The organism is Magnetospirillum sp. 15-1 (assembly GCF_900184795.1).
Classification (GTDB): domain Bacteria; phylum Pseudomonadota; class Alphaproteobacteria; order Rhodospirillales; family Magnetospirillaceae; genus Phaeospirillum.
This window is the reverse complement of the sequence record NZ_FXXN01000023.1, coordinates 282,522-305,505: the sequence shown is the minus strand read 5'-3', so window position 1 is coordinate 305,505 and position 22,984 is coordinate 282,522. Positions and strand designations below refer to the sequence as shown.

General features: G+C 64.7%; 23 protein-coding genes. 21 read left to right on the top strand and 2 right to left on the bottom strand.

Translation table 11 applies throughout. The features are described 5' to 3' along the window. Positions 1 to 68: 68 nt before the first annotated feature. Entirely contained in the window at positions 69 to 1,178 is a 1,110-nt protein-coding gene (gene wecB / locus CP958_RS10965; protein ID WP_096701989.1) for a UDP-N-acetylglucosamine 2-epimerase (non-hydrolyzing), read from the bottom strand. A 261-nt stretch (positions 1,179 to 1,439) separates the two neighbouring features. Between wecB and gmd the strand changes: the two genes are divergently transcribed. Both gmd and CP958_RS10955 read left to right on the top strand, forming a co-directional pair. Continuing rightward, on the top strand, positions 1,440 to 2,495 hold the full coding sequence (gene gmd / locus CP958_RS10960) for a GDP-mannose 4,6-dehydratase (RefSeq protein WP_096702050.1): 1,056 nt from the start codon (positions 1,440 to 1,442) through the stop codon (positions 2,493 to 2,495). After that, entirely contained in the window at positions 2,492 to 3,430 is a 939-nt protein-coding gene (locus CP958_RS10955; RefSeq protein WP_096701988.1) for a GDP-L-fucose synthase, read from the top strand. The genes gmd and CP958_RS10955 overlap by 4 nt, the downstream gene beginning before the upstream one ends. On the opposite strand, the gene CP958_RS26335 is transcribed toward CP958_RS10955, so the two are convergent. Further along, positions 3,418 to 3,681, bottom strand: coding sequence for a hypothetical protein (locus CP958_RS26335; RefSeq protein WP_170958916.1), 264 nt, complete (start codon positions 3,679 to 3,681; stop codon positions 3,418 to 3,420). The two genes, CP958_RS10955 and CP958_RS26335, sit on opposite strands and share 13 nt — an antisense overlap. A 3-nt stretch (positions 3,682 to 3,684) precedes the next feature. Between CP958_RS26335 and CP958_RS10950 the strand changes: the two genes are divergently transcribed. The 19 genes from CP958_RS10950 to CP958_RS10860 all read left to right on the top strand — a co-directional run bounded on the left by CP958_RS10950 (position 3,685) and on the right by CP958_RS10860 (position 22,976). Next, positions 3,685 to 4,662 carry an NAD(P)-dependent oxidoreductase gene (locus tag CP958_RS10950; RefSeq protein WP_197706389.1) on the top strand — a complete coding sequence of 326 codons (978 nt, stop codon included), beginning with the start codon at positions 3,685 to 3,687 and terminating at the stop codon, positions 4,660 to 4,662. Further along, positions 4,659 to 5,408: a GNAT family N-acetyltransferase gene (locus CP958_RS10945; protein WP_096701986.1), complete on the top strand. Its 750-nt coding sequence runs from the start codon at positions 4,659 to 4,661 to the stop codon at positions 5,406 to 5,408. The genes CP958_RS10950 and CP958_RS10945 overlap by 4 nt, the downstream gene beginning before the upstream one ends. Further along, positions 5,405 to 6,418 (top strand): N-acetylneuraminate synthase family protein, encoded by a 1,014-nt coding sequence (locus tag CP958_RS10940; RefSeq protein ID WP_096701985.1) that lies wholly within the window; start codon positions 5,405 to 5,407, stop codon positions 6,416 to 6,418. Before CP958_RS10945 ends, CP958_RS10940 begins: the two co-directional genes overlap by 4 nt. 10 nt (positions 6,419 to 6,428) lie before the next feature. After that, positions 6,429 to 8,267, top strand: coding sequence for an asparagine synthase (glutamine-hydrolyzing) (gene asnB, locus CP958_RS10935; protein ID WP_096701984.1), 1,839 nt, complete (start codon positions 6,429 to 6,431; stop codon positions 8,265 to 8,267). Continuing rightward, positions 8,264 to 9,385 (top strand): N-acetyl sugar amidotransferase, encoded by a 1,122-nt coding sequence (locus CP958_RS10930; protein ID WP_096701983.1) that lies wholly within the window; start codon positions 8,264 to 8,266, stop codon positions 9,383 to 9,385. Before asnB ends, CP958_RS10930 begins: the two co-directional genes overlap by 4 nt. Next, complete coding sequence (locus CP958_RS10925; protein ID WP_096701982.1) at positions 9,382 to 9,762, top strand: hypothetical protein; 381 nt, start codon at positions 9,382 to 9,384, stop codon at positions 9,760 to 9,762. The genes CP958_RS10930 and CP958_RS10925 overlap by 4 nt, the downstream gene beginning before the upstream one ends. After that, the gene (locus tag CP958_RS10920; RefSeq protein ID WP_096701981.1) at positions 9,759 to 10,583 is read left to right on the top strand and encodes a methyltransferase domain-containing protein; all 825 of its coding nucleotides are present in this window, start codon (positions 9,759 to 9,761) and stop codon (positions 10,581 to 10,583) included. The genes CP958_RS10925 and CP958_RS10920 overlap by 4 nt, the downstream gene beginning before the upstream one ends. A gap of 10 nt (positions 10,584 to 10,593) precedes the next feature. Continuing rightward, complete coding sequence (locus CP958_RS10915; protein WP_096701980.1) at positions 10,594 to 11,589, top strand: ketoacyl-ACP synthase III; 996 nt, start codon at positions 10,594 to 10,596, stop codon at positions 11,587 to 11,589. 2 nt (positions 11,590 to 11,591) lie between these two features. Beyond that, positions 11,592 to 11,831 carry an acyl carrier protein gene (locus tag CP958_RS10910; protein WP_170958930.1) on the top strand — a complete coding sequence of 80 codons (240 nt, stop codon included), beginning with the start codon at positions 11,592 to 11,594 and terminating at the stop codon, positions 11,829 to 11,831. Between the two features lie 7 nt (positions 11,832 to 11,838). Further along, positions 11,839 to 12,693: an AAC(3) family N-acetyltransferase gene (locus CP958_RS10905; protein WP_096701978.1), complete on the top strand. Its 855-nt coding sequence runs from the start codon at positions 11,839 to 11,841 to the stop codon at positions 12,691 to 12,693. Further along, positions 12,677 to 13,264, top strand: a complete 588-nt coding sequence (locus CP958_RS10900; RefSeq protein WP_141400486.1) for a hypothetical protein — start codon at positions 12,677 to 12,679, stop codon at positions 13,262 to 13,264. The genes CP958_RS10905 and CP958_RS10900 overlap by 17 nt, the downstream gene beginning before the upstream one ends. A gap of 94 nt (positions 13,265 to 13,358) precedes the next feature. Next, positions 13,359 to 14,342: a methyltransferase domain-containing protein gene (locus CP958_RS10895; protein WP_141400485.1), complete on the top strand. Its 984-nt coding sequence runs from the start codon at positions 13,359 to 13,361 to the stop codon at positions 14,340 to 14,342. Next, complete coding sequence (locus CP958_RS10890) at positions 14,342 to 15,169, top strand: hypothetical protein (RefSeq protein ID WP_096701975.1); 828 nt, start codon at positions 14,342 to 14,344, stop codon at positions 15,167 to 15,169. The genes CP958_RS10895 and CP958_RS10890 overlap by 1 nt, the downstream gene beginning before the upstream one ends. A 73-nt stretch (positions 15,170 to 15,242) precedes the next feature. After that, entirely contained in the window at positions 15,243 to 15,536 is a 294-nt protein-coding gene (locus tag CP958_RS10885; RefSeq protein WP_096701974.1) for a class I SAM-dependent methyltransferase, read from the top strand. A 148-nt stretch (positions 15,537 to 15,684) separates the two neighbouring features. Beyond that, positions 15,685 to 17,130, top strand: coding sequence for a hypothetical protein (locus CP958_RS10880; protein WP_170958929.1), 1,446 nt, complete (start codon positions 15,685 to 15,687; stop codon positions 17,128 to 17,130). Between the two features lie 4 nt (positions 17,131 to 17,134). Beyond that, positions 17,135 to 18,478: a DUF4910 domain-containing protein gene (locus tag CP958_RS10875; RefSeq protein ID WP_096701972.1), complete on the top strand. Its 1,344-nt coding sequence runs from the start codon at positions 17,135 to 17,137 to the stop codon at positions 18,476 to 18,478. Then, a complete protein-coding gene (gene hisH / locus CP958_RS10870; protein ID WP_096701971.1) occupies positions 18,475 to 19,095 on the top strand; it encodes an imidazole glycerol phosphate synthase subunit HisH in 621 nt (206 codons plus the stop codon). The genes CP958_RS10875 and hisH overlap by 4 nt, the downstream gene beginning before the upstream one ends. Further along, complete coding sequence (locus CP958_RS10865) at positions 19,092 to 21,188, top strand: N-acetyl sugar amidotransferase (RefSeq protein ID WP_096701970.1); 2,097 nt, start codon at positions 19,092 to 19,094, stop codon at positions 21,186 to 21,188. Before hisH ends, CP958_RS10865 begins: the two co-directional genes overlap by 4 nt. Continuing rightward, on the top strand, positions 21,189 to 22,976 hold the full coding sequence (locus CP958_RS10860; RefSeq protein WP_096701969.1) for an ABC transporter ATP-binding protein: 1,788 nt from the start codon (positions 21,189 to 21,191) through the stop codon (positions 22,974 to 22,976). The last annotated feature ends 8 nt before the right edge of the window (positions 22,977 to 22,984 follow it).

The window sequence follows — 22,984 nt, the reverse complement described above, 5'->3', positions numbered from 1 at the left end:
GCGCCACAAGGCGCGCGGCCCCTTGGGCCTGGCAGCCCGCGATGAGGTCCGCTCAACGCGGGCTGATATCAAGCCTCGGCGTCGAGAATGCGGGCGATGCGTTCGGCGGCCCGGCCGTCCCACAGGGCCGGCACCCGCCCGCCCTTGCCGCCGGTGGCCCGCCAGTCGGCGAAGGCGGCCATGATCGCCTTCGGATCGCGCCCGACCAGGGTATTGGTGCCCTCGTCCACGGTGATGGGGCGCTCGGTGTTGTCGCGGAGCGTCAGGCAGGGCACGCCGAGCGCCGTGGTCTCCTCCTGGATACCGCCGGAATCGGTCAGCATCAGCCGGGAGCCGGCCATCAGCCCCAGCATGGCGAGATAGCCCTGGGGCTCCAGCAGGGCGATGGGAGCGGCGCGCAGGCGGTCGAGGAAGCCGAAGGCCTCCAGCCGCTGGCGGGTGCGGGGATGGCAGGGAAAGGCCAGGGGCAAATGGGCGGCGATGGCGACCAGGGAATCGACCAGACCGGCCAGCACCCCTTCGTCGTCCACATTTGCCGGGCGGTGCAGGGTCACCAGCCCGTAGGAGGAGGCGTCGACGCCGCTGCCGGCCAGGGTCGCGGCGGCCGGCACCGCCCGCTTCAGATTGCCCAGCAGGGTGTCGATCATGACGTTGCCCACCAGATGGACGCGCCCGGCATCGATGCCCTCGGCCCTGAGATTGTCCAGCGCCTCGGCCTCGGTGCAGAATAGCCAGTCGGACAGCTGGTCGGTGAGGATACGATTGATCTCTTCGGGCATGGCGCGGTCGCCCGAGCGCAGGCCCGCCTCCACATGGGCGACCTTGACCCCCAGCTTGGCCGCCACCAGGGCGCAGGCCAGGGTGGAATTGACGTCGCCCACCACCAGCACCACCGGATCGGCGGCGCCGGTCACCACCGGCTCGAACCGCATCATCACCTGGGCGGTCTGCACCGCATGACTGGCCGAGCCCACCGCCAGATTGACATCGGGGGCGCGGATGCCAAGGTCGGCGAACAGGGCGTCGTTCATCTGGGGGTCGTAATGCTGACCGGTATGGATAAGGACGGTGCGAAAGCGCGGCACAGCGTCCAGGGCGGCGAGGACGGGACCGATCTTCATGTAATTGGGCCGCGCACCAACCACGCACAGCAGCGTCCGCAGGCCCTTGGCCGTCATCGATAATCCTCCGTCAGGCAGCCGACACACCACCCCGGACGGGACGGACCGGGTGATTTTTACCGCTACCAACCACGGTTGTGAAGGGTTATGCTGCGGCCCATGTCCGCCGCCTTTTCGCCCCGAAGCTTTCGCCATGCCCACGGCGCCGGTGACTGGCGCCGCGCGGAGGCCGCCTTGACAGGCCGGCGCCCCCCCTATAGACGCATTCCCTGGAATTGACTCCACAAGGCGGGTTCTGGCCGCCTGACGAAGGACATGATGACCTCGAAAACCGCACTCATCACCGGTGTCACCGGGCAAGACGGCGCCTATCTGGCCGAACTGCTCTTGTCCAAGGGTTACACCGTGCACGGGGTGAAGCGGCGCGCGTCCTCGCTGAACACCAGCCGGATCGACCACCTCTACCACGACCCCCACGAAAGCGGGGTGCCGTTCCACCTGCATTACGGCGACATGACCGACGCCACCAACCTGATCCGCCTGGTGCAGGAAACCCAGCCCGACGAGATCTATAACCTGGCGGCGCAAAGCCACGTGCAGGTCAGCTTCGAGACGGCGGAATACACCGCCAACGCCGACGCCCTGGGCACGCTGCGCCTGCTGGAGGCCATCCGTATCCTCGGCCTGGACAAGAAGACCCGCTTCTATCAGGCCTCGACCTCGGAGCTGTACGGCAAGGTCCAGGAAATCCCCCAGACCGAGACCACGCCGTTCTATCCGCGCAGCCCCTATGCCGCCGCCAAGCTGTACGCCTACTGGATCTGCGTCAATTACCGCGAGGCCTATGGGCTGTTCGCCGCCAACGGCATTTTGTTCAACCACGAAAGCCCCATCCGCGGCGAAACCTTCGTCACCCGCAAGATCACCCGCGCCGTGGCCGCCATCCATCTCGGCCGCCAGGACGCCCTTTACATCGGCAACCTGGACGCCAAGCGCGATTGGGGCCATGCCCGCGATTACGTGGACGGCATGTGGCGCATCCTCCAGCAGACCGAGGCCGAGGATTTCGTCCTGGCCACCGGCGAATGCCATACCGTGCGCGAATTCCTCGAACGGGCCTTCGCCGTGCTGGGCCACACCATCGTCTGGCAGGGCAGCGGCGTCGACGAGACCGGCACCGATACCGCCACGGGCAAGGTGGTGATCCGGGTGGACAGCCGCTATTTCCGCCCCACCGAGGTCGAGCTGCTGCTGGGCGATGCCAGCAAGGCCAAGGCCAAGCTGGGCTGGACGGCCACCACCAGCTTCCAGCAGCTGATCGAGGAGATGGTCCGCTCCGATCTGGCGGCGGCCCAGGCGGAATCCGGCCGATGATTTCCTCCGCGCTGGAGGGCAAGCGGGTCTGGGTCGCCGGCCATCGCGGCATGGCCGGCTCGGCCCTGGTGCGCCGCCTGCAGCGGGAGAATTGCCGGATCCTGACCGTGGATCGCGCCCAGGTCGATCTGCGCGACCCGGCCGCCGTCCAGGCCTGGGTCCAGGCCAACCGGCCCCAGGCGGTGTTCGTCTGCGCCGGCAAGGTCGGCGGCATCCTGGCCAATTCCCAGTATCCCGCCGATTTCCTCTACGACAACCTGATGATCGCCGCCAACACCATCCATGCCGCCCATTTGGCCAAGGTGGAGAAGCTGGTCTATCTGGGCTCGTCTTGCATCTATCCGCGCATGGCGGCCCAGCCCATGACCGAGGACATGCTGCTGACCGGCCCGCTGGAGCCCACCAACGAAGGCTATGCCATCGCCAAGATCGCCGGCATCAAGATGTGCCAGACCTACCGGCGCCAGTACGGGGATGATTTCGTCTCGGCCATGCCCACCAACCTCTATGGCCCCGGCGACAATTACCACCCGGAGAACAGCCATGTGGTCGCCGCGCTGATCCAGCGCATCCACGGCGCCAAGATGGCCGGGGCGTCCAGCGTCGCCCTGTGGGGCACGGGCGAGCCGGTGCGCGAGTTCCTGTTCTGCGACGATCTGGCCGACGCCCTGGTCCACATCATGGGCCATTATTCCGACGAGCCGCACATCAACGTGGGCACCGGCATCGAGCATTCCATCCGCGAGCTGGCCGGGGCGGTGGCCGATACCATCGGCTTTACCGGCGACTTCGCCTGCGACCTGACCAAGCCCGACGGCATGCCGCGCAAGGTCATGGACGTGTCCCGGCTGCGCGCCCTGGGCTGGAGCGCCAAGACCCCGCTCCGCGACGGGCTGGCCGTGGCCTATGAGTGGTTCCGGCGTCAGGCCGGCTGATCACGCCCGTCCGGCGCCGGTGCCTTCAATTGACACTCCAGGCCGGCAGGCGTAATGTTCGCGCCGTGAACATGTGGCGGGGCAATCCGGTTGCGGGGCGGCATATGAGTGTTTACAAACACATCTGATGCGGCGGCACCCGGTTCCGGCACGGTGGCCCGAACCTTGGCATTAAAGGAAACAGCACGGTGAATGTTGATCTTACTGGCAAGAAAGTCGCGCTGATCGGTGGCGCGGGCTTCATCGGTCACAACATGGCTCTCAAGCTGCATGCCCTGGGTGCCGAGCCGCACATCATCGACGGCCTGCAGGTCAACAATATGGGGGCGTTCTCCGACGGCGTGCACCCCAATTCCCGCCTGTACATGAGCTTCATCAACGAGCGCCTGGACCTGCTGCGCCATCTGGGCATTCCCCTGCACATCCTGGACGCCCGTGACTATTCCCTGCTGTCGCCGCGGCTGCAGGCCATCCACCCGGACGTGGTCGTCCAGCTGGCGGCGGTAGCCCATGCCAACCGCTCCAACAAGGACCCCTACAGCACCTTCGACCATTCCATGCGGACGCTGGAAAACGCCCTGGACAGTTCGCGCGGGTTCCTGCCGCATTTCATCTATTTCTCGTCGTCCATGGTCTACGGCAATTTCGACGGCGAGGCCGTGGTCGAGGACCGGGTCTGCGACCCCATGGGCATCTACGGCGCCCTGAAATACGCAGGCGAGAAGCTGGTGATCGCCTATAATCAGGTGTTCGGCATGCCCTACACCATCATCCGCCCCAGCGCCCTGTACGGCGAGCGCTGCGTCAGCCGCCGGGTGGGTCAGGCCTTCATCGAAAACGCCGTGCGGGGCCAGAACGTCACCGTCAACGGCGACGGCACGGACCAGCTGGACTTCACCTATATCGAAGATCTGATCCAGGGCATCTGCCGCGCCATCGCCACGGAAAAGTCCCATAACCAAATCTTCAACATCACCTACGGCTCGGCCCGCTCGCTGAACCAGATGGCCGATATCCTGAAGGCCCATTTCCCGGCGGTGCAGGTCAGCCACAATCCCCGCGACAGCCTGATGCCTGAACGCGGCACCCTGTGCATCGACAAGGCGCGCGAGCTGCTGGGCTACGAGCCCGCCTTCCCCCTGGAAAAGGGCTACGTCAACTACATCAACTGGTACAAGGACTTGGCCGCCCGCATGCCCGAGGCGTTCGCCAAGCCCGGTACCGCCCCGTGAGTCAAGCCGGCGCAGGCGGCGGCCCGCTGGTCGCCGATCCGTGGCTGGGGGGATTGTTGGGGCGGCCGGCCTTCCGTCTGGCGGCGCCCATCTGCGATCCAGCCTGCCTGACCGGCGCCGTCTTCATCACCGCCAAGGTGGCCTGCACGGACATGGCCCGGGCCTTCGCCCTGCAGGACCTGGGCTTTCGCGTGGTCGACACCGCCCTGACCTTCGACGCCGGCCGCCTGGACGCCCCCGCCGCCGACCCGCGCGTCCGCTTCGCCCGCCCCGGGGATGAAGCGGCGGTGCGCGCCGTCGCCGGTCAGTCCTTCCTCTATACCCGCTTCCACCTGGACCCGGTCCTGCCCGACGCCCTGGCCCACCGCGTCAAGGCGGAATGGGCCGGCAATTACTTCGGCGGCAAACGCGGCGACGGCATGGTGGTGGCCGAGGTGGACGGCGCCGTGGCCGGCTTCCTGCAATTGCTGTGGGACCAGCAGGGACGGCTGGTCATCGACCTGATCGCCACCCATCCCCGAGCGACGCGCCGGGGTCTGGCCCGCGCCATGATCGGCTTCGCCCAGGCCAACGGCACCGGCGATGCCCGCCGCCCCACCGGCCTGCTGGTCGGCACCCAGGCCGCCAACATTCCCTCAGCCCGCCTGTACGAGGGTCTGGGCCTCAAATTCCACGGCGCCGCCCAGGTCCTGCACCATCATGGCTCGGCGCCCGGCTATTCCTGTCCTGCGGAGACCGCATCGTGAAAATCGGACCCATTGATCTGGATCGGGACGTGCTGATCGTTGCCGAGATCGGCAACAACCACGAGGGCGACATGGCCCTGGCCGAGGAGATGATCGCCCAGGCCGCCCAGGCCGGCGCCCATGCGGTCAAGTTCCAGAGCATCATCCCCGCCCATCTGGTCGCCCCCGACCAGCCGGCGCGGCTGGCCCAGCTGGGCCGCTATCAGCTGTCGGCGGAAAATCACGTCCGGCTGGCCCAGGTGGCGCGCGACAACGCCATCATGTTCATGTCCAGCCCCTTCAGCCTGGACGCGGTCGATCTGCTGGCGCCTTTGGTCCCGGCCATGAAGGTGGCGTCGGGCGACAACGACCACGTCGTCCTGCTGGACCGCATCGCCGCCACCGGCCTGCCGGTGATCCTGTCCACCGGCATGACCGATCTGGACGGCGCCGCCTTTTCCGCCGGCACCCTGTGCCGGGCCTGGGCCAAGGCCGGCATCGCCGATCCCGGCCTGGTCCTGCTCCATTGCGTGTCGTCCTATCCCACCCCGGCCGACCAGGCCAATCTGCGCGCCATCCGCACCCTGGCCGGGCTGGGTCACGTGGTGGGCTATTCCGACCACACCCTGGGGATCGAGGCGGCGGTGCTGTCCGTGGCCCTGGGCGCCCGGGTGATCGAGAAGCATTTCACCCTGTCCAAGACCCAGTCCGAGTTCCGCGACCATCAATTGTCGGCGGAGCCCCACGAGCTGAAGGCCCTGGTCGAGCGGGTGGCCGAGGCCAATGCCCTGCTGGGCGACGGGGTCAAGCGGGTGATGCCGGGCGAGGAAGCCACCGCCCAGGCCGCCCGCCGCTCCCTCTGCGCCGCCGCCGACCTGCCGGCGGGCACGGTGCTCGGCCTGGGCGATCTGGCCTGGCTGCGTCCGGCCGGCGGCATGGCTCCCGGCGCGGAATGGCGGATTTTGGGGCGGCGCCTGACGCGCCCGGTGGCGGCGGGCGACCGCCTCGCCCTGGACATGTTCGAACAGTAAAGGCGCACTCATGTGTGGAATCGCAGGATATAGCGGCCCCCGGCCGCTGCCCGACGAGCGGATCAGGGCCTGCCTGGAGCTGATGGGCCGGCGCGGCCCCGACGCCCGGGCGGCGACCCATGGCCAGTCGGCCCAGGGCCGCCACGTGCATCTGCTGCATTCGCGTCTGGCCATCCTGGACCTGGACCCGCGCGCCAACCAGCCCTTCGTCCAGGGCGGCGGCGTGCTGTCCTATAACGGCGAGATCTACAATTACCTGGAGCTGCGGGCCGAGCTGGAGCGCCAGGGGCCGCCCCTGGCCAGCACCAGCGACACCGAAGTGCTGGCCCGCCTGCTGGACGGCCGGGGCGCCGAGGCCCTGGGCGCCTGCGAGGGCATGTTCGCCCTGGCCTGGGCCGCCGGCGACGGCAGCCTGCTGCTGGCCCGCGATCGCTTCGGCGAAAAGCCGCTGTACCTGCTGCGCGAGGCCGATGGCGGCGTCTATTTCGGCTCGGAGGCCAAGTTCATCTTCGCCCTGGCCGGACGCCAGCCGCCCATCAACCTGCGCCATCTCCGCCGTTATCTGGTGAACGGCTACAAGGCCCTCTACAAGACCGGCGACACCTTCTTCGAAGGGCTGGAGGAGCTGCCCGCCGGCCATGTGGGCGTGATCAGCCCCCGGGGGCGCTGGGATTCCTATCCGTTCTGGTCGCCGGCCTTCGGCCCGACCGCCCAGGAGATGAGCTACGAGGAAGCGGTGGCCGGCGCCCGCCAGCGGCTGATCCGCTCGGTGGAGCTGCGCCTGCGCGCCGACGTGCCCATCGCCTTCTGCCTGTCGGGCGGCATCGATTCCAACGCCCTGATCGGCATCGCCAAGCGCGAGCTGGGCTACGACGTCCACGGCTTCACCATCATGAACACCGATTCCCGCTACGAGGAACGGGACATGGTGGAAACGGCGGTGCGCGAGCTGGGCCTGCGCCACACGCCGGTGGCGGTGGATACCCGCGACTTCCTGCCCAATCTGCGCGAGCTGGTGCGCTATCACGACGCCCCGGTCTACACCATCACCTATTACGCCCAGTGGCGGCTGATGGCCGAGGTGGCCAAGGCCGGCTACAAGGTCTCGGTCAGCGGCACCGCCGCCGACGAGATGTTCAGCGGCTATTTCGACCACCACAACGCCTATCTGGCGGCCATGGCCCTGGAAGACCCGGTGCGCCACGCCCAGGCCCTGGCCGAATGGCGCGAGGTCGTTGCGCCCATCGTGCGCAATCCCTTCCTGCAGGACCCGTCCTATCTGATCGACCGGCCGCAATGCCGCGACCATATCTATCTGGACGCCGCCGCCTTCGCCCGGTTCCTGACCACGCCCTTCGCCGAGCCCTTCGCCGAGATGTGCGTGGCCGAGCCTCTGCTGCGCAACCGCATGGCCAACGAGCTGCGGGCGGAAAGCGTGCCGGTGATCCTGCACGAGGACGACCTCAACGCCATGTACTTCTCCATCGAGAACCGCTCGCCGTTCCTCGATACCGCCCTGTTCGACTGGTGCCAGTCCATCCCCACCCGCCACCTGATCCGGGGCGGACGGGCCAAGGCGGTGCTGCGCGACTGCGTGCGCGGCCTTGCTCCCGACGCCATCTTGGACAATCCGCGCAAGGTGGGCTTCAACGCCCCCATCCTGGATTACCTGGACGTGGCCGACCCCGCCATCCGCGCCGAATTGCTGGCCGACAGCCCGGTGTTCGAGGTCTTGCGCAAGGACCGCATCGCCGAGATGCTGGACAAGGCCAGCCTGGCCAACAGCCAGTCCAAGTTCCTGTTCAACTTCATCAACGCCAAGCTGTTCCTTGAGGAGTTCCAGACATGAGGTGGTGCCGCTCCTGCGTACTGCCCGACAGCCGCCCCAATCTGGTGATCGGGCCAGACGGCATCTGCAACGCCTGCCACAGCCACGGCACCAAGCGCCATATCGACTGGGACCAGCGCGCCGGCCAGCTGCGCGACGTGGCGGCCTGGGCCAAGGCGGCCAGCGGCGGCTATGACTGCCTGATCCCGGTGTCGGGCGGCAAGGACAGCACCTGGCAGACCATCCGCTGCCTGGAGCTGGGCCTGCGCCCCCTGGCGGTGACCTGGAAGACCCCGGCCCGCACCGCCATCGGCCAGCGCAATCTGGACAACCTGATCTCGCTGGGCGTCGACCACATCGACTACCGCATCGACCCCAAGGTCGAGGCCCGCTTCATGGTCAAGGCCTTCGAGCGCTTCGGCTCCACCGCCGTGCCCATGCACATGGCCCTGTTCAATATTCCCCTGACCATCGCCGCCCGCTTCCGCATTCCCCTGGTGGTGTGGGGCGAGAATTCCGCCTTTGAGTACGGCAGCGCCAACGACGCCCATACCGGGTTCCGCCTGGACGCCGAATGGCTGCGCACCTATGGCGTCACCCACGGCACCACCGCCGCCGACTGGGTGGACGACGAGCTGTCGGCCAAGGACCTTGCCGCCTATTTCGGCCCCACCGAGGCCGAACTGAGCGCCAGCGGCGTGCGCGCCATCTTCCTGGGCTATTACCTGCCCTGGGACCCGGAGGAGACCCGCCGCGTCGCCGCCTTGCACGGCTTCGAGGCCGATACCGGCCGGGCGCGCACGGGCTATTACGACTTCGCCGATATCGACGACGACTTCATCTCCATCCATCACTGGATGAAGTGGTACAAGTTCGGCTTTACCCGTCTGTTCGACAATCTGTCCCTGGAAATCCGCAACGGCCGCATGACCCGCGAACAGGCGGTGGAGATCATCGGCCGCACCGGCGACCAGACCCCCAGGGACGATATCGCCAGCTTCTGCGCCTTCGCCGGCATCCCTTCGGAGCGCTTCTACGGCGCCGCCGAGACCTTCCGCAACACCAAGGTGTGGAGCCGCCGCCCCGACGGCCTGTGGCACATTCCCGATTTCCTGATCAAGGATTGGCACTGGTCATGAAGTTCAGCCCGAAAGACCCGCCCCGCACCTTCCCGGTCGGCAATTCCGTCATATTCGACATGAAGGATTGCGGCACCCTGGCCCTGGCGCCCGACGAGCAGGTGACCCTGGTCACCGAATCCGGCGGCGAATACGACGTGGCCCGCAAGGATTGGGGCTTTTACGCCACGCCCTCGCTCAACGGCCGCCTCGAACAGTTCGGCCTGCGCGCCGTGCTCATCGTCAACCGCGGCACCGGCCGCTATTTCCTGCTGCTGGTGGAAGCGGGCAAGGAGGAGCTGTTCGACGCCTATTGCCGGCAGGAGAATCTGGCGGTGGTGGCGTGGCTGGACAATACCGCCGCCTGCGGCGCGGTCCGGGCGAAGCTGGCTCCATGACCAGGACCCGCCCCACCCTGCATTGCCCGTGCGAGCGCCGGACCGGCGCCACCAGCTTCACCTACGACGCCGCCCCGGCGGGCGAGACCGCCTTCGACCTCAAGGGCCAGGACTACCGCCGCACCTACTGGCGCTGCGGCATCTGCCGGCACGAATTCTCCGACCACGAGTTGGACCTGTCCGGCCTTTACGGCGGCGCCTATGTGGAGCAGACCTACGGCCCGAAGATGCGGGCCACCTTCGAGCGCATCATCGCCCTGCCGCCGGAACGCTCGGACAATGCCGGGCGCGTGCGCCGGGTCGTGGACTTCGCCGTCGGTCATTTTGCCCCCGGAATCGTGCCCCGGCTGCTGGATATCGGCGCCGGGCTCGGGGTGTTTCCCCACGGCATGAAGCAGGCGGGCTGGAACGTCACCGCCCTCGACCCCGATCCCCAGGCCGGGCGCCATCTGACCGAGGTGGTGGGCGTGCGGGCGGTGACCGCCGATTTCTTCGCCGTCGACGCCGCCACCCTGGGTCCGTTCGACGTCATCACCCTGAACAAGGTCATCGAGCATGTGGAGGCCCCGGTCCCCATGCTGGCCAAGGCCGGGGCGCTGCTGGCGGCGGGCGGCTTCGTCTATGTGGAGGTGCCCGACGTCGTCGCCGCCATTGACGGGCCGGGGCGCGAGGAATATTTCATCGAACACCACCACGTCTTTTCCCACGCCTCGCTGGCCATGACCGCCGAGCGGGCCGGGCTGGCGGTCATGGACCTAGAGCGTTTGCGCGAACCCAGCGGCAAGTTCACGCTGCGCGGCTTCTTCGCCGGCACACCGTAAGGGGAACCCGATGAACATCAAGGCCGTCGCCAGCACCCTGCCCGATTGGGTCGTCGACAACCCCACCATCGAATCCTGGTGCGGGCTGCCGCAATCCATGCTGGCCGACAAGATCGGCGTCCACCACCGCCGTTTCCTGGCCGCCAGCGAAACCGGCACCGACCTGTCGGAACGGGCCGTGCGCAACCTGGCCGCCGCCAATCCCGATTTCGACCCCGCCCGCGTCGGCCTGCTGATCGTGGTGACGCAGAATCCCGACCACCAGTTGCCGCACAATTCAGCCCTGCTGCAACATCGCTTGGGACTGGCCCCCACCACGGCCTGTTTCGACGTGTCGCTGGGCTGTTCGGGCTTTGTCTATGCCCTGTCGGTGGCCAAGGGCTTCATGTTGGCCGAAGGCATCGACGAGGCGTTGATCGTCACCTGCGATCCTTATTCCAAATGCATGAGCCGGGCGAACCGCGACGTGGCCGGCCTGTTCGGCGACGCCGCCAGCGCCACCTGGCTGCGCGCCGACGGACGCGGCGTGATCGGACGGGGCGATTTCGGCACCGATGGCGGCGGCGCCGGCAACCTGATCGTGCGTGCCGGAGGCTCGGCCCAGCCGCTGGCCCACCTGGACGGCACCCCGGCCGCCGACCCGGCCGAAGCCGACCGATTCCTGCACATGAACGGCCGCGCCATCTTCAACTTCATGATGACCCGGGTCGCCGGCACCGTCGATTCCTGCCTGGGCCGCAACGGCCTGAGCCGCGACGAGGTCGATTTCTTCGTATTCCACCAGGCCAGCCGCTACCTGCTGGAAACCCTGCGCGACCGCATGGGCCTGCCCCCCGAACGCATGCCCATCACCCTGGCCGAAACCGGCAACACGGTTTCGTCCACCATTCCCTTGGTGCTTGAGGAATTGCTGCGCGACGGCCGTTGCGCGCCGGCCACCGTGCTGGTCAGCGGCTTCGGCGTCGGCCTTTCCTGGGCCAGCAACATCATCCGATTTGGAGCATGACCATGAGCGACACCGACATCCTGGCGCAGTTGGCCGCCATCCTGGAAAAGGTGGTGAAAAAGCCGGTGCAGATCACCCTGGACACCGACATGATCGAGGAAGGCATCCTGGATTCCCTGGACGGCATGGTGTTCATGCTGGAAGTGGAACAGGCCTTCGGCAAGGCTTTCCCCGAGGACATCGACCTGGTGGGCGAGGGATATTACCGCGTGCGCAAGCTGGTCGGCCACCTGAAGGGTTGATGCCATCATGCGGCTGTTGCCCAAATCCGAAATCGTCGAAGCCCTGCGCGCGCTGAACATCGCCCCCGGCGACGTCGTCCACGTGCAAAGCGACCTGCGCCGCATCGGCCCGGTCGAGGCGCCGCTGACCCGCGACGGCCAATGCGGTTTTTACCTGGAAGCCCTGCAAGAGGTGATCGGCCCCACCGGCACCATCACCTGCTGCACCTCTTTCGAGGATTACGGGCGTTACGGCACCCCCTTCGTGCGCGAGGAATCGCCGTCGCGCACCGACATGTTCAGCGAATATCTGCGCACCCGCCCGGGCGCCGTGCGCTCCATGCATCCCATCGTCTCGGTCACCGGCCTGGGGCCGCGCGCCGAGGAATTGTGCGGCGGCAACCATTTCAGCGGCTTCGGCTATGATTCCCCCTGGGGGCGGCTGCACCGCGCCAACGCCAAGATCCTGACCTTGGGCATTGCCAGTGACGTCGAAGGCGGCATGACCTTCCTGCATCACGTGGAAGCCATGTACGGCATGCCCTATCAGTACATCAAACTGTACCGGGCCCCGGTCATCGCCCAGGGCCAGCGGGTGCCCGGCGACTTCGTCATGCATGTCCGTTACCTGGACTATTCCATCGTCAACGCCGTCTACGACGTCAAGGCCCGGTTCCTGGCCGAAGGCCACGCCCGCCAGGTCAAAACCGGACGCACCATGACCTATTGCATTCCGGCGCAGGCGGCGTTCGCCCAGATGATGCGCTATCTTGACGAGAACATGTGGGCGTATCTCCAGGCCCCCCCCAATTTCCGGCAGGGGGAAATCCCCATGGACGGCCCCGTCGGGGAAATGAAGGTGTGCTATGACAACCAGCCCTGACACACCCTTGGTGGTGCCCTTCCTGGGCGCCCGCGGCTATCTGCAAGGCCCCAGCATGCTGGAAGCCATCCAGGGCCATCGCGGCATCGAACCCCAGTTCACGTTCAAGGTCCGCTCTCGTTTCACCACCAATCGCCTGGATCTGTGCGCCACCCCCCGCGACGGCGTGACGCCGGGAGCGGAATATCATTGGCGCAACCCCACGAACAGCGGCTGCCTGCTGGTTTACCCTGGCCCGGCGCTTGACCCCGAACAGCGTGCGCCATTCGACGAAACCCTGATCACCGGCCCGGCCTCCATCGACGGGGAACGCATCAGCGTGGACCGGCAACCGCCGTTCGGCCTGCCCACCGTGGTGGTCTCGCTCAACAAACATCTTCTGCACCAAATCTGGCCCATAACCCAGCCGGGGCGTTGGGTGTTCATGGCGTTGGACATGGAAACCACCCCTGATCCCGCCCAGACCTTGTCGGTGGTGGCGGAAAAACGGATCGCGTCTTCGCTGTTGGCCCGCAGTTCCATCCACAGCGGCCAACGCCGGATCGGCACCGTCGACTTCATCTGGCGGTGACCGCCCATGGACCCGCGCCTGAGGCGGGCGCGGTCCAGGCCGGCAGATTTTTTGGGTATCCCGAGGCCAACGGCCCCCTAGCAGAGTGATCGCCATGTCCAAGCGCTTCCAACTGAAAAACGTGAACCCCAATTTCAGTACCTTCGCCGAGGGGGCGAACGCTTCCGGCGACAACTCGGTCATCGCCCTGGATATCCAGACCAAGCTGCAATTCCTGGCCGAGGATGGCGGCATCCGCCACGAATACGAGTTTCCGTCCGACCGCCACATCCAAAATTGCGGCGGCTATATCGACAAGCTGATCAAATACCGCTCGCAGCCGGTGCGCGAGGCGGTGGCCGCCATGTTCTCGGGACAGGGCGCCGCCGTTCAGTTGCCGGTGTTGCTGGGCCGCTCGATCCTGGTCGACACGCTGCTGACCAAGATGATCGACCGCTTTGTCGGCAGCGGCGCCGGGCCGCGCGCCAAGCTGTTCGACCACGGTTGCACGGTGGCCGAACATTACGAAATGATCGACCAGATGCTGGCCGCTTATTGTGGCCGCTCGGCCCAGGATTGCCTGTCCTATTACGGCCTGGACATCTCACCCTTGGCGCTCAGCGCCGCCCGCCTGCTGCACCCCAAGGCCCCGGCGGCGGATTTCCAACTGACCCTGGCCGAAGGCAGCGACATCACCCTGCCCGCCGATTCGATGGATTTTTCCATGAGCATCGGCGTGGTCAACCACGTGCAGGATCCGGTCCACGCCCTGAACCGCCTGATCGACGCCACCCGTCACGCTACTGTGCTGGTCCTGTGGATCACCGGCGAATCCCAGGGCTTTTGGGCCATCAACCACGCCGGTTTTCCCAACTATTTCTTCTCGGTCAAGGACCTGAACGTCCTGGCCAAGCGTTATGCCGCCAAGGGCAGTTTCTATTACGCCGACTTCACCCCGGAACGCTCGTCGACCCAGACCAGCAGTTATATGGGGATTTCGGACGAACGCCTGGATCTGTTGGGCAGTTACACCCTGGTGTTCTGCGGCAAGGATTACGTGGTCGACGGCTTGAACCCTATCGATTTTGGGGAAATGTGATGAAGTCCTTGATTTGGTCTGCCGGAAAATTCATCTATCCCAAGGGCTCGTCGTTGCCGGTGCATTTCATGCCCCTGCAGGATTTCAGCCTGGAAATCGCCTTGAACTACAGCCTGCTGGTTGCCCTGCGCGTCGCCCGCACCGAACAGTACGAAGGGCTGCTGTCCAAGATCGAGATCGGTCAATGGCGCCATCGCTTGCTTACCGACGACGTCGTCGAGCTGGTCAAGGCCGCCAAGTTCAGCCACCCGCGGTTCCACGACTTCGGCAGCGATTGCGCCCTATTGTTCGAGGAAATGAAGCTGGCCCACGCGGTGATCGGTGATTTCGATTATGTGGTGCATCTCAACGACCATCAGCACGACCATCATCTGGCGGTCATGCATCCGGCGGAGGATTGGCCGCTGCAAGTGCGTCACCAGCCCTTGACCCCGTCCGAACTGGACCAACGCAGCGTGGTGATCATCAACTCGGTGCTGGGTCTGCGCCCGCAGCACGACGCCCCCCCGTCGCTTGACGCCGTCGACTTGGGGCCGGCCCAAGGCTGCGTGCTGGCCTTGCGCGCCTGCGAGGCCGAAGCGGCAACCCAGCGCACCACCGTCCATGGCGAAGACGTGGTCATCCCCACGCTGTCCTCGGTCCATGACTGGATGGCCGCGACTGGCCGACGCTGGTACGTCCGTTGGCTGCCCCGCCACGACGTCGGTTTCTTCCTGCCAGAAGACGGGGTTCCCGACGCCGGGGTTGTTCTCGCCTACACTTCGGAACAGGTGGAAAAGCGCCCCGGCTTTCGCTTGATGGACATGGCCCAGAAAAGTTCCGTCTAAACGACGAATGCGAGGGTGCTCCCCCTCGCATTCGTCACGACCTTGACCCCTTGTCTGAGGAAACAGACCGATCATGGCTGAAATCGTCGGTTCCACCCAGTACATGAACTCTGATTATGTGGAATACCAAAAGAAATATCGCCGCGATATGCGCGAAAGCGACAGGGTCACCAGCGCCCTGATCAAGGACAACCTGCCGGCCGGCGACGACCTGACGCTGCTGGACATCGGCTGCCACAACGGCAACCTGCTCTATCACCTGAAGAACGCGTTGCCGACGCTGCGGATGACCGGTGGGGACCTGTTCCAAGGCGTGATCGACGGCTGCCGTTCCGCGGCGCCTTGTTCCAACCATGGTGTCACCTGATGGCGGGCAAGGCATCCTAGGTCACGCATCCATGTCGTCGCCGGGTGGAAGTGCTTGTTCGCACCTTCGGCCCCGCGGTACTCCTCCCCCCCCTCTTCGCTGAGTTCAAAGCATGGCCAGTCTCCTTATCGTCGATTTCGTCCCCGGCTTGGCCGAGGCCATTGTGCGCTCCGTGCGCCGCGTCCGTCCCGACCTGGGCTTCATCGTCGTCTCGACCGAGAATGCCTATGTCGACGACCCGACCGTGCGGTGGATGGACTTGGCGGCCCTGCAACACGCCACGTACAATCCCGAGGCCATCGCCGCCTGCCCGCAGCCCCTGGTCAACGCCATGGCCTGCTATGAGATCATAGCCCTAAAATGCATGGACAAGCTGTCCAAGATAACCAATCTGCGCGTCGCCACCATCCTGAGCAACCATGCCGGCCGGTCGATGGACACCAGCTATGGCTATCGCCGCGCGGTGTATTTGCGTCACCTGGGTTTTTGGGACCGCGTCTTCGACCATGAACAGGTCATCGGGGCAGTTTTCACAAATATCCCCCACGTGTCCCTGGATTACGTCGTCTATGGATTGTGCAAGGTTCGGGAAATCCCGGTTCTGACCTTCGAGGACGTGTCCCATTTCGGCTGCGTGATCCCCCGCCATTGCGTGGAATCGCTGCCATCGGAAACCTTGGCGGCCTTGCGCCGCCCGGGAGACGCGCCGCTGTCGGACTTCGCCCGCGCCAAGATCGAGCACATGTCGCAAAAAAACTGCGACCCGCATCCCCATTACATGTCGCACAGCACCTTTGGCGGATTTTCCTTTCACAATTACCGCAACAGCCTGCGCCCGACCGCGCGTTCGATCATCCGTTCCCTGCTGGCCCCACCCCCCGAGAAAAAGACCCACAACGAACTGATTCGCAAGTACCTGAAAAAGGAAAAGTTCATCAACGCCGCCCTGACCCGTTGCCAAACCCAGGTCGACCTGGGGCGCCGCTATGTTTACGTCCCGTTATCCGTGCAACCCGAATTGTCCACCGCCCCCCTAGCCGGCGCTTTCGTCGACCAGATCAACCTGATCCGCCTTCTGGTCGAATGTCTGCCCGAGGATGTGGCCGTCTATGTGAAAGAACATCCGGCCCAAGGGGCCATTTCCCGCAATCCCGAAGAATATTACGAGATCGCCGACATCCCGCGGGTCAGCCTGTGCGAAACCGGGGTCTCCACCTTCACGTTGATCCGCAACGCCCTGGCCGTGGCCACGTGCACAGGCACCGCTGGCATCGAGGCGTTGTTCCAGGGAAAGCCTGCCCTATTTTTTGGTGAATGCGCGTTCTCCTATGCCCCCGGCGCCCACGCCATCCGCACCCGCCAGGATTGCCAGCAGGCCATCGACGCCATCCTGGCCGGAGAAAAGCCCGATATCGCGCGGTTGCACGCCTTCGTCTCGGCGCTGGAAGGCGTCGGAGTCCGTGCCAAGATAGCCGCCATCGACGATTATCACCGTAACCAACTGGGCCTAAGCCAACAGGACAACGCAAGAATACTGTCCGACATCACCGCCCGGTGGGTTGCCGATACCCAGGCCAAGGCGAAAAAGGAATGAAAGCATGTTGCCCTTGATCCACGACCTGTGCGGGTTCCGCACCGCCGTCGTCGCCGACGACAACGAGGCGCTGTTCGCCCGCATCGGCCGGGAAATCCCGCTGACCCTATTCCGCATTCCGTCGGGCCAGCGCTACAACGGCTGGCAGGTGCCCGGCAACTGGCGGGTGAAGCGGGCCAAGCTGTTCAAGGACGGGGTCGAGCTGTTCGACTTCACCGTCAACAGCCTGGGGGTGGGCTATTACTCCAAATCCTTCAGCGGCGATCTGGACTGGGAGGAGCTGCGGCCCAAGCTGGTGACCAATCCCGCCCTGCCCGACGCCTTCATGTTCCATTGCATGTGGCAATACCGCCCCTGGGACGCCGATTGGCGGCTGGTCCTGCCCCATCGGGTGTTCCAGACCCTGGGGCCTGGCCGCTATCGCGTCGAGCTGGAGACCGAGACCCTTCCCGGCGAGATGCTGGTGGGCCAGTGCCACAAGCAGGGCGCCAGCGACAAGACCATCGTCTTCAATTCCAACAATTGCCACCCGCACATGGCCAATGACGGCTTTGCCGGTACAGCGGTGCTGATCCGGCTGATGCAGTGGCTGATGGCCCGCGATACCCATTACAGCTATCGCCTGGTCATCGGGCCCGAGCATCTGGGCAGCGTCTTCTACCTGCGCGACCTGCCCCGGGCCGAGGTGGATGCCATGGTCTGCGGCGTGTTTGAGGAAATGCCCGGCACCGGCGGCGCCATCAAGGCCACCAGCACCTTTGCCGGCGGCCATATGATCGACGACGCCTTCGCCAATGTGCTGGGCCATCACAGCCGCGCCCATGCCATCGTGCCGTGGCGCAAGGGCGCCGGCAACGACGAGACCGTGTGGGAGGCTCCCGGCTACGAGGTGCCCTTCGTGGAGCTGACCCGCTGCGAGGACCAGTTCGCTCCCTATGCCGAGTACCATTCCAGCCAGGACACCCCCGAGCTGATGCAGCCCGCCCAGCTGGACGAGATGCTGGATTGCCTGAAGCGGGTGGTGGACGTGCTGGAGGACAATGCGGTGGTGACCCGGCGCTTCGACGGCCTGATCTGCCTGTCCAATCCCGATTACGACCTGTACATGGAGCGGCCCGACCCCACCGTGGTCAAGGACCTGGACGCCGACGCCGAGCAATGGGGCCACCTGCTGGATTGCCTGTTCCGCTACATGGACGGCGATCACACCATCTTGGACATCGCCGCTATGCACAACCTTCCCTTCGACCGGCTTTCGCGCTACCTTCGCCGCTTCGAGGAGAAGGGGTTGGTTGAATTGCGCCGTGCCGAGATTCCGCGCCGCCTGCCCCGGCGGGTGTCCCCATGATCACCATCATCGACAGCGGCATCTGCAATATCGGGTCCGTCCTCACCGCCCTGGAGCGGGTGGGCGCCTCCTTTGCCGTCACCACCGATCCGGCCCGGGTGGCCCAGGCCAAATCCCTGCTGCTGCCCGGCGTCGGCGCCTTCGCCGACGGCATGGAGGCCCTGCGCCGCCACGGGCTGGTGGACCCCATCCGCGCCCATGCCGCCCAGGGCAAGCCCATTCTCGGCATCTGCCTGGGCATGCAGCTGCTGGCGGAATCCTCCGAGGAATTCGGTACCCACCAGGGCCTGGGCCTGATCCCCGGCCATGTGCGCAAATTGCCCGCCGCCCCCGGTCTGCGGGTGCCCAACATGGGCTGGTGCGACATGCAGGTTCAACCGGGCGCCCGCCTGTTCGCCGGCCTGGAGCCCGGGGCGTCGTTCTACTTCGTCCACTCCTACGCCATGGATTGCGCCGACCCCCGCCACAGCGTCGGCACCATCGCCTTCGGTCCCCGCCCGGTAACGGTGGCGGTCGAGCGCGACAACATCTTCGGCGCCCAGTTCCACCCGGAAAAGAGCCAGGATACCGGCTTGGCCTTCCTCGCCAATTTCGTCAACACGGTGGACGCGCAATGACCACCCTCCCGCCGGCCCCCACCCATAGCGGCCCCCGCCCCCGCCTGATCCCGGTATTGCTGCTGAAGCACGGAGTCATCGTGCGCAGCCAGCTGTTCAAGGTGCATCAGGTCATCGGCAACCCCATGAGCACGGTCGAACGCTATTCCAACTGGAATGCGGACGAACTGGTGATCCTGGACATCAGCCGGGGCGAGGACCGCCACGACCTGCGCCGCGACGACCTGCAGCAGAATTACGCCGGCACCTCGGCCATCAACGTGCTGAAGGCGGTGGCCAAGGTCTGCTTCATGCCCCTGACCTTCGGCGGCCGCATCCAAAGCGTCAATGATATCGAGGTCCGTCTCGTCGCCGGCGCCGACAAGGTTACCATCAACACCGCCGCCTTCGACGATCCCGACCTGATCGAACAGGCGGCCCGCCGCTTCGGCAGCCAGTGCATCGTCGCCAGCATCGACGCCCAGGCCCGGCCCGATGGCGGCTGGGAGGTGTTCGTGGACGGCGGACGGCGCGCCACCGGCCTCGATCCCGCCCAGTGGGCGCGGGAGATGGAGCGGCGCGGCGCCGGCGAGATCTTCCTCAATTCCATCGACCGCGACGGCTCGGCCCTGGGCTACGACCTGGACCTGATCCGCCACGTGACCCAGGCCGTCGCCATCCCGGTGGTGGCCTGCGGCGGCGTCGGCCAGTACGAGCACGTGGCCCCGGCCGTCCTGGACGGCCACGCGGCGGCGGCGGCGGCGGCCAACATCTTCCACTTCTTCGAACTGAGCTATCCCCACGCCAAGCGGACGGCCATCGCCGCCGGCGTGCCCATGCGGCCGGTGCGCCTGGGCTCGGAATTCCTGGCGCGCGAGCCGGTCTATGACCGCCCGCACGAGGATGCCCGCATCGCCGAGCGCCTGCGCCAGGCCCGCGACGGGGATTACCCGGCGGCCCGCCCGGATGCCGCCGCCAAGCGGCGCGACATCCGCTGGTGCACGGAATGCACCTATCCCTCCATCTCCGCCGCGCCCATGGAGTTCGACGACCACGGCGTCTGCACCGGCTGCCAGATGGCCAAGGTCAAGGCGAAGATTCCCCGTTCGGAATGGGACCGGCGCAAGGAATTGCTGCGCGAGATGGTCGAGCGCTACCGCTGCAAGGACGGCAGCCGTCACGATGTGGTCATCGCGGTGTCGGGCGGCAAGGATTCCTACTTCCAGGTCCACGTCCTGAAGGAGGAATTCGGCCTCAACCCCCTGCTGGTCACCTATGACGGCAACAACTGGACCGATGCCGGCTGGCGCAACATGGTTCGCATGCGCGAGGCCTTCGGCGTCGACCATGTGCTGGTGCGACCCTCGGTCGCCACCTTGAAAAAGCTGAACAGGCAAGCCTTCGTCATCATGGGCGACATGAACTGGCACGGCCATGTGGGCATCATGACCGCGCCCATGGCCGAGGCCGCCAAGCGCGGCATCCCCCTGGTGTTCTATGGCGAGCACGGCTATCTGGACCTGTGCGGCCAGTTCTCCATGGACGATTTCCCCGAGGTGACCTACCGCGACCGCCTGGAGCATTTCGCCCGCGGCTATGAATGGTCCTATTTCGTCGGCCGCGACGGCCTGACCGCCCAGGACATGGATCTGTGGAAGTATCCCGAGGACCGGGCCATGCTGGACCTGGACCTGCGCGGCATCTTCCTGGGCAATTTCGTCTATTGGGAAGCCAACGACCATATCAAGCTGGTGACCGAGCGCTACGGCTTCGAAGTCAGCCACGAGCCCTTCGACCGCACCTATCGCACCATGTCGAACCTGGACGACATGCACGAGAACGGCGCCCACGATTACCTGAAATACATTAAGTTCGGCTATGGCCGCGCCACCGACCATACCTGCAAGGATATCCGGGCCGGATTGATGACGCGCGACCGCGCCATCGAACTGGTCAACCACTATGACCCGATCAAGCCCAGCGATCTTTATCGCTGGCTGAACTACGTGGGCATGAGTGAAGACGAATTCGACCGTATCGCCGATACCTTCCGGGACCCCCGGGTCTGGCGGATGGAAGCCGGCAGCTGGGTGCGGCAGAAATTAGGCGAATAAATGTTTCCTCAGATTAGACGGGCTTTCGCTCTTCTCGAACGCCAGGACCGTTCCTGGGTGTGGGCGTATTTTGCATCATCAATGATGTCTTCGACCCTGGAAGCCATGGGTTTGGCCCTTGTCTTTGGCTTTTTCTATACCTCCATGAATCCGGGGCAGATTGCCGATCTGCCGTTCCTGGGCGCCCTCTATCGCTTCACCGGCTTTCCTCCCATACACAAGTATCTTGCCATCCTTAGTGTGTTGGTGATTTTTGCATTTGTCGTACGTGCGGGTGTCCTCCTTCTTGCCGGGTGGATATCCGTCGCATTTCGCCGCAGAATTCAAGATAGTCTGGCATCCCGCCTCTTTAACTCCTATATGCACCAGCCTTTAGTCTGGCATATGAAACGCGGCTCGTCATATTTGCTTAATGCTGTTGTTTCCGGGACGGGTCAGGTTGGTCAACATATTATTGTTGGCTCCCTGGATATTGCTACATCACTGATAACACTTAGCTTTCTTCTTCTGACCATGGCGTGGCTGAAGCCTGAGGAAACCGCCTTTGCCGCGGCCTTTCTCTTTGTTCTGGGCGGCTCTTTCATATTGTTTTTTCGCCCCATTCTAAGCCGCTGGGGCCTTCGCATGATGACCGCATCGGAACATATGTGGCAGGCTGCCCGCGAGCCGTTGCGCGGTGTGAAAATCGTAAAAGTTTATGGCCTTGAAAAATATTTTGCAGATCGCTTCCGATCCGCGCTTAACGAGTTCCTCGACATAAACGTCAAAAACTCTCTGGTGCAGCAGCTTCCGAAGCTTATACTTGAAGCATCCATCATAACAGGCATATTAACCGTCATCAGTATTGCATTCAGCACTGGGGTAGAGGCTTCATCTATTATTCCAGGAATGATCTTGTTCGCGGGAGCGGCAATTCGACTTCTGCCGCAGATTGTTAATATCATTGGAAACATCAATTACATGCGCTTCTCGGAAGCCGCTTTGGCTTCCGTTTCAGAAGACATGAATTTGCCCTCGGGTGAGGGTGCAGATAATGACACACACAGACATGATGCCTTCAATTCGTTGTCATTGCGAAATGTTGGATTTTTCTATGATGGACAATCCAGACCTGCCCTGCGCGACATCAATCTGGATTTGAAGGCCGGCGAGCATTTGGCACTGGTCGGATTGTCGGGTGCGGGAAAGACCACCCTGGTCGACCTTCTGCTGGGGTTGATACGTCACCACAGCGGCGCATTAACCATGAACGGCCAACCGCTTGATTCGTTCCCCAGAGACCTGTTCACCTATGTCCCCCAGGACCCCTTCATTGTCCACGATACCCTGGCGAAAAACATCGCGCTGGGAGCCGATATCATCGACCATGACGCCCTTCTTCGGGCCGTAGGCGATGCTGCCCTGAATGAAGTGATCGCCCGACTCCCCAATGGACTCGATTCGCTGATGGGCGAGGACGGCCTTGGTCTATCCGGGGGAGAACGTCAGCGCCTGGGCATTGCCCGTGCCCTTTACAGGGATGCCCCCATCATCATCATGGATGAGCCGACATCTGCGCTGGACGCCGTCACGGAAGCCCAAATCTCTGGAACTATTGCCGCACTACGTGGCAAGAAAAATATCATCATGATCGCCCACCGCATAAGTCTTGTGAAGTGTTTTGATAAATTAGCCATGATGGAGGATGGACATATCGCCGACATTGGCACATTTGATCAGCTATATACCAACAACAATCGATTCAGGGCTATGGTCGATATATTGAATATGACTACGGACGTGAGATAGAGGATGCC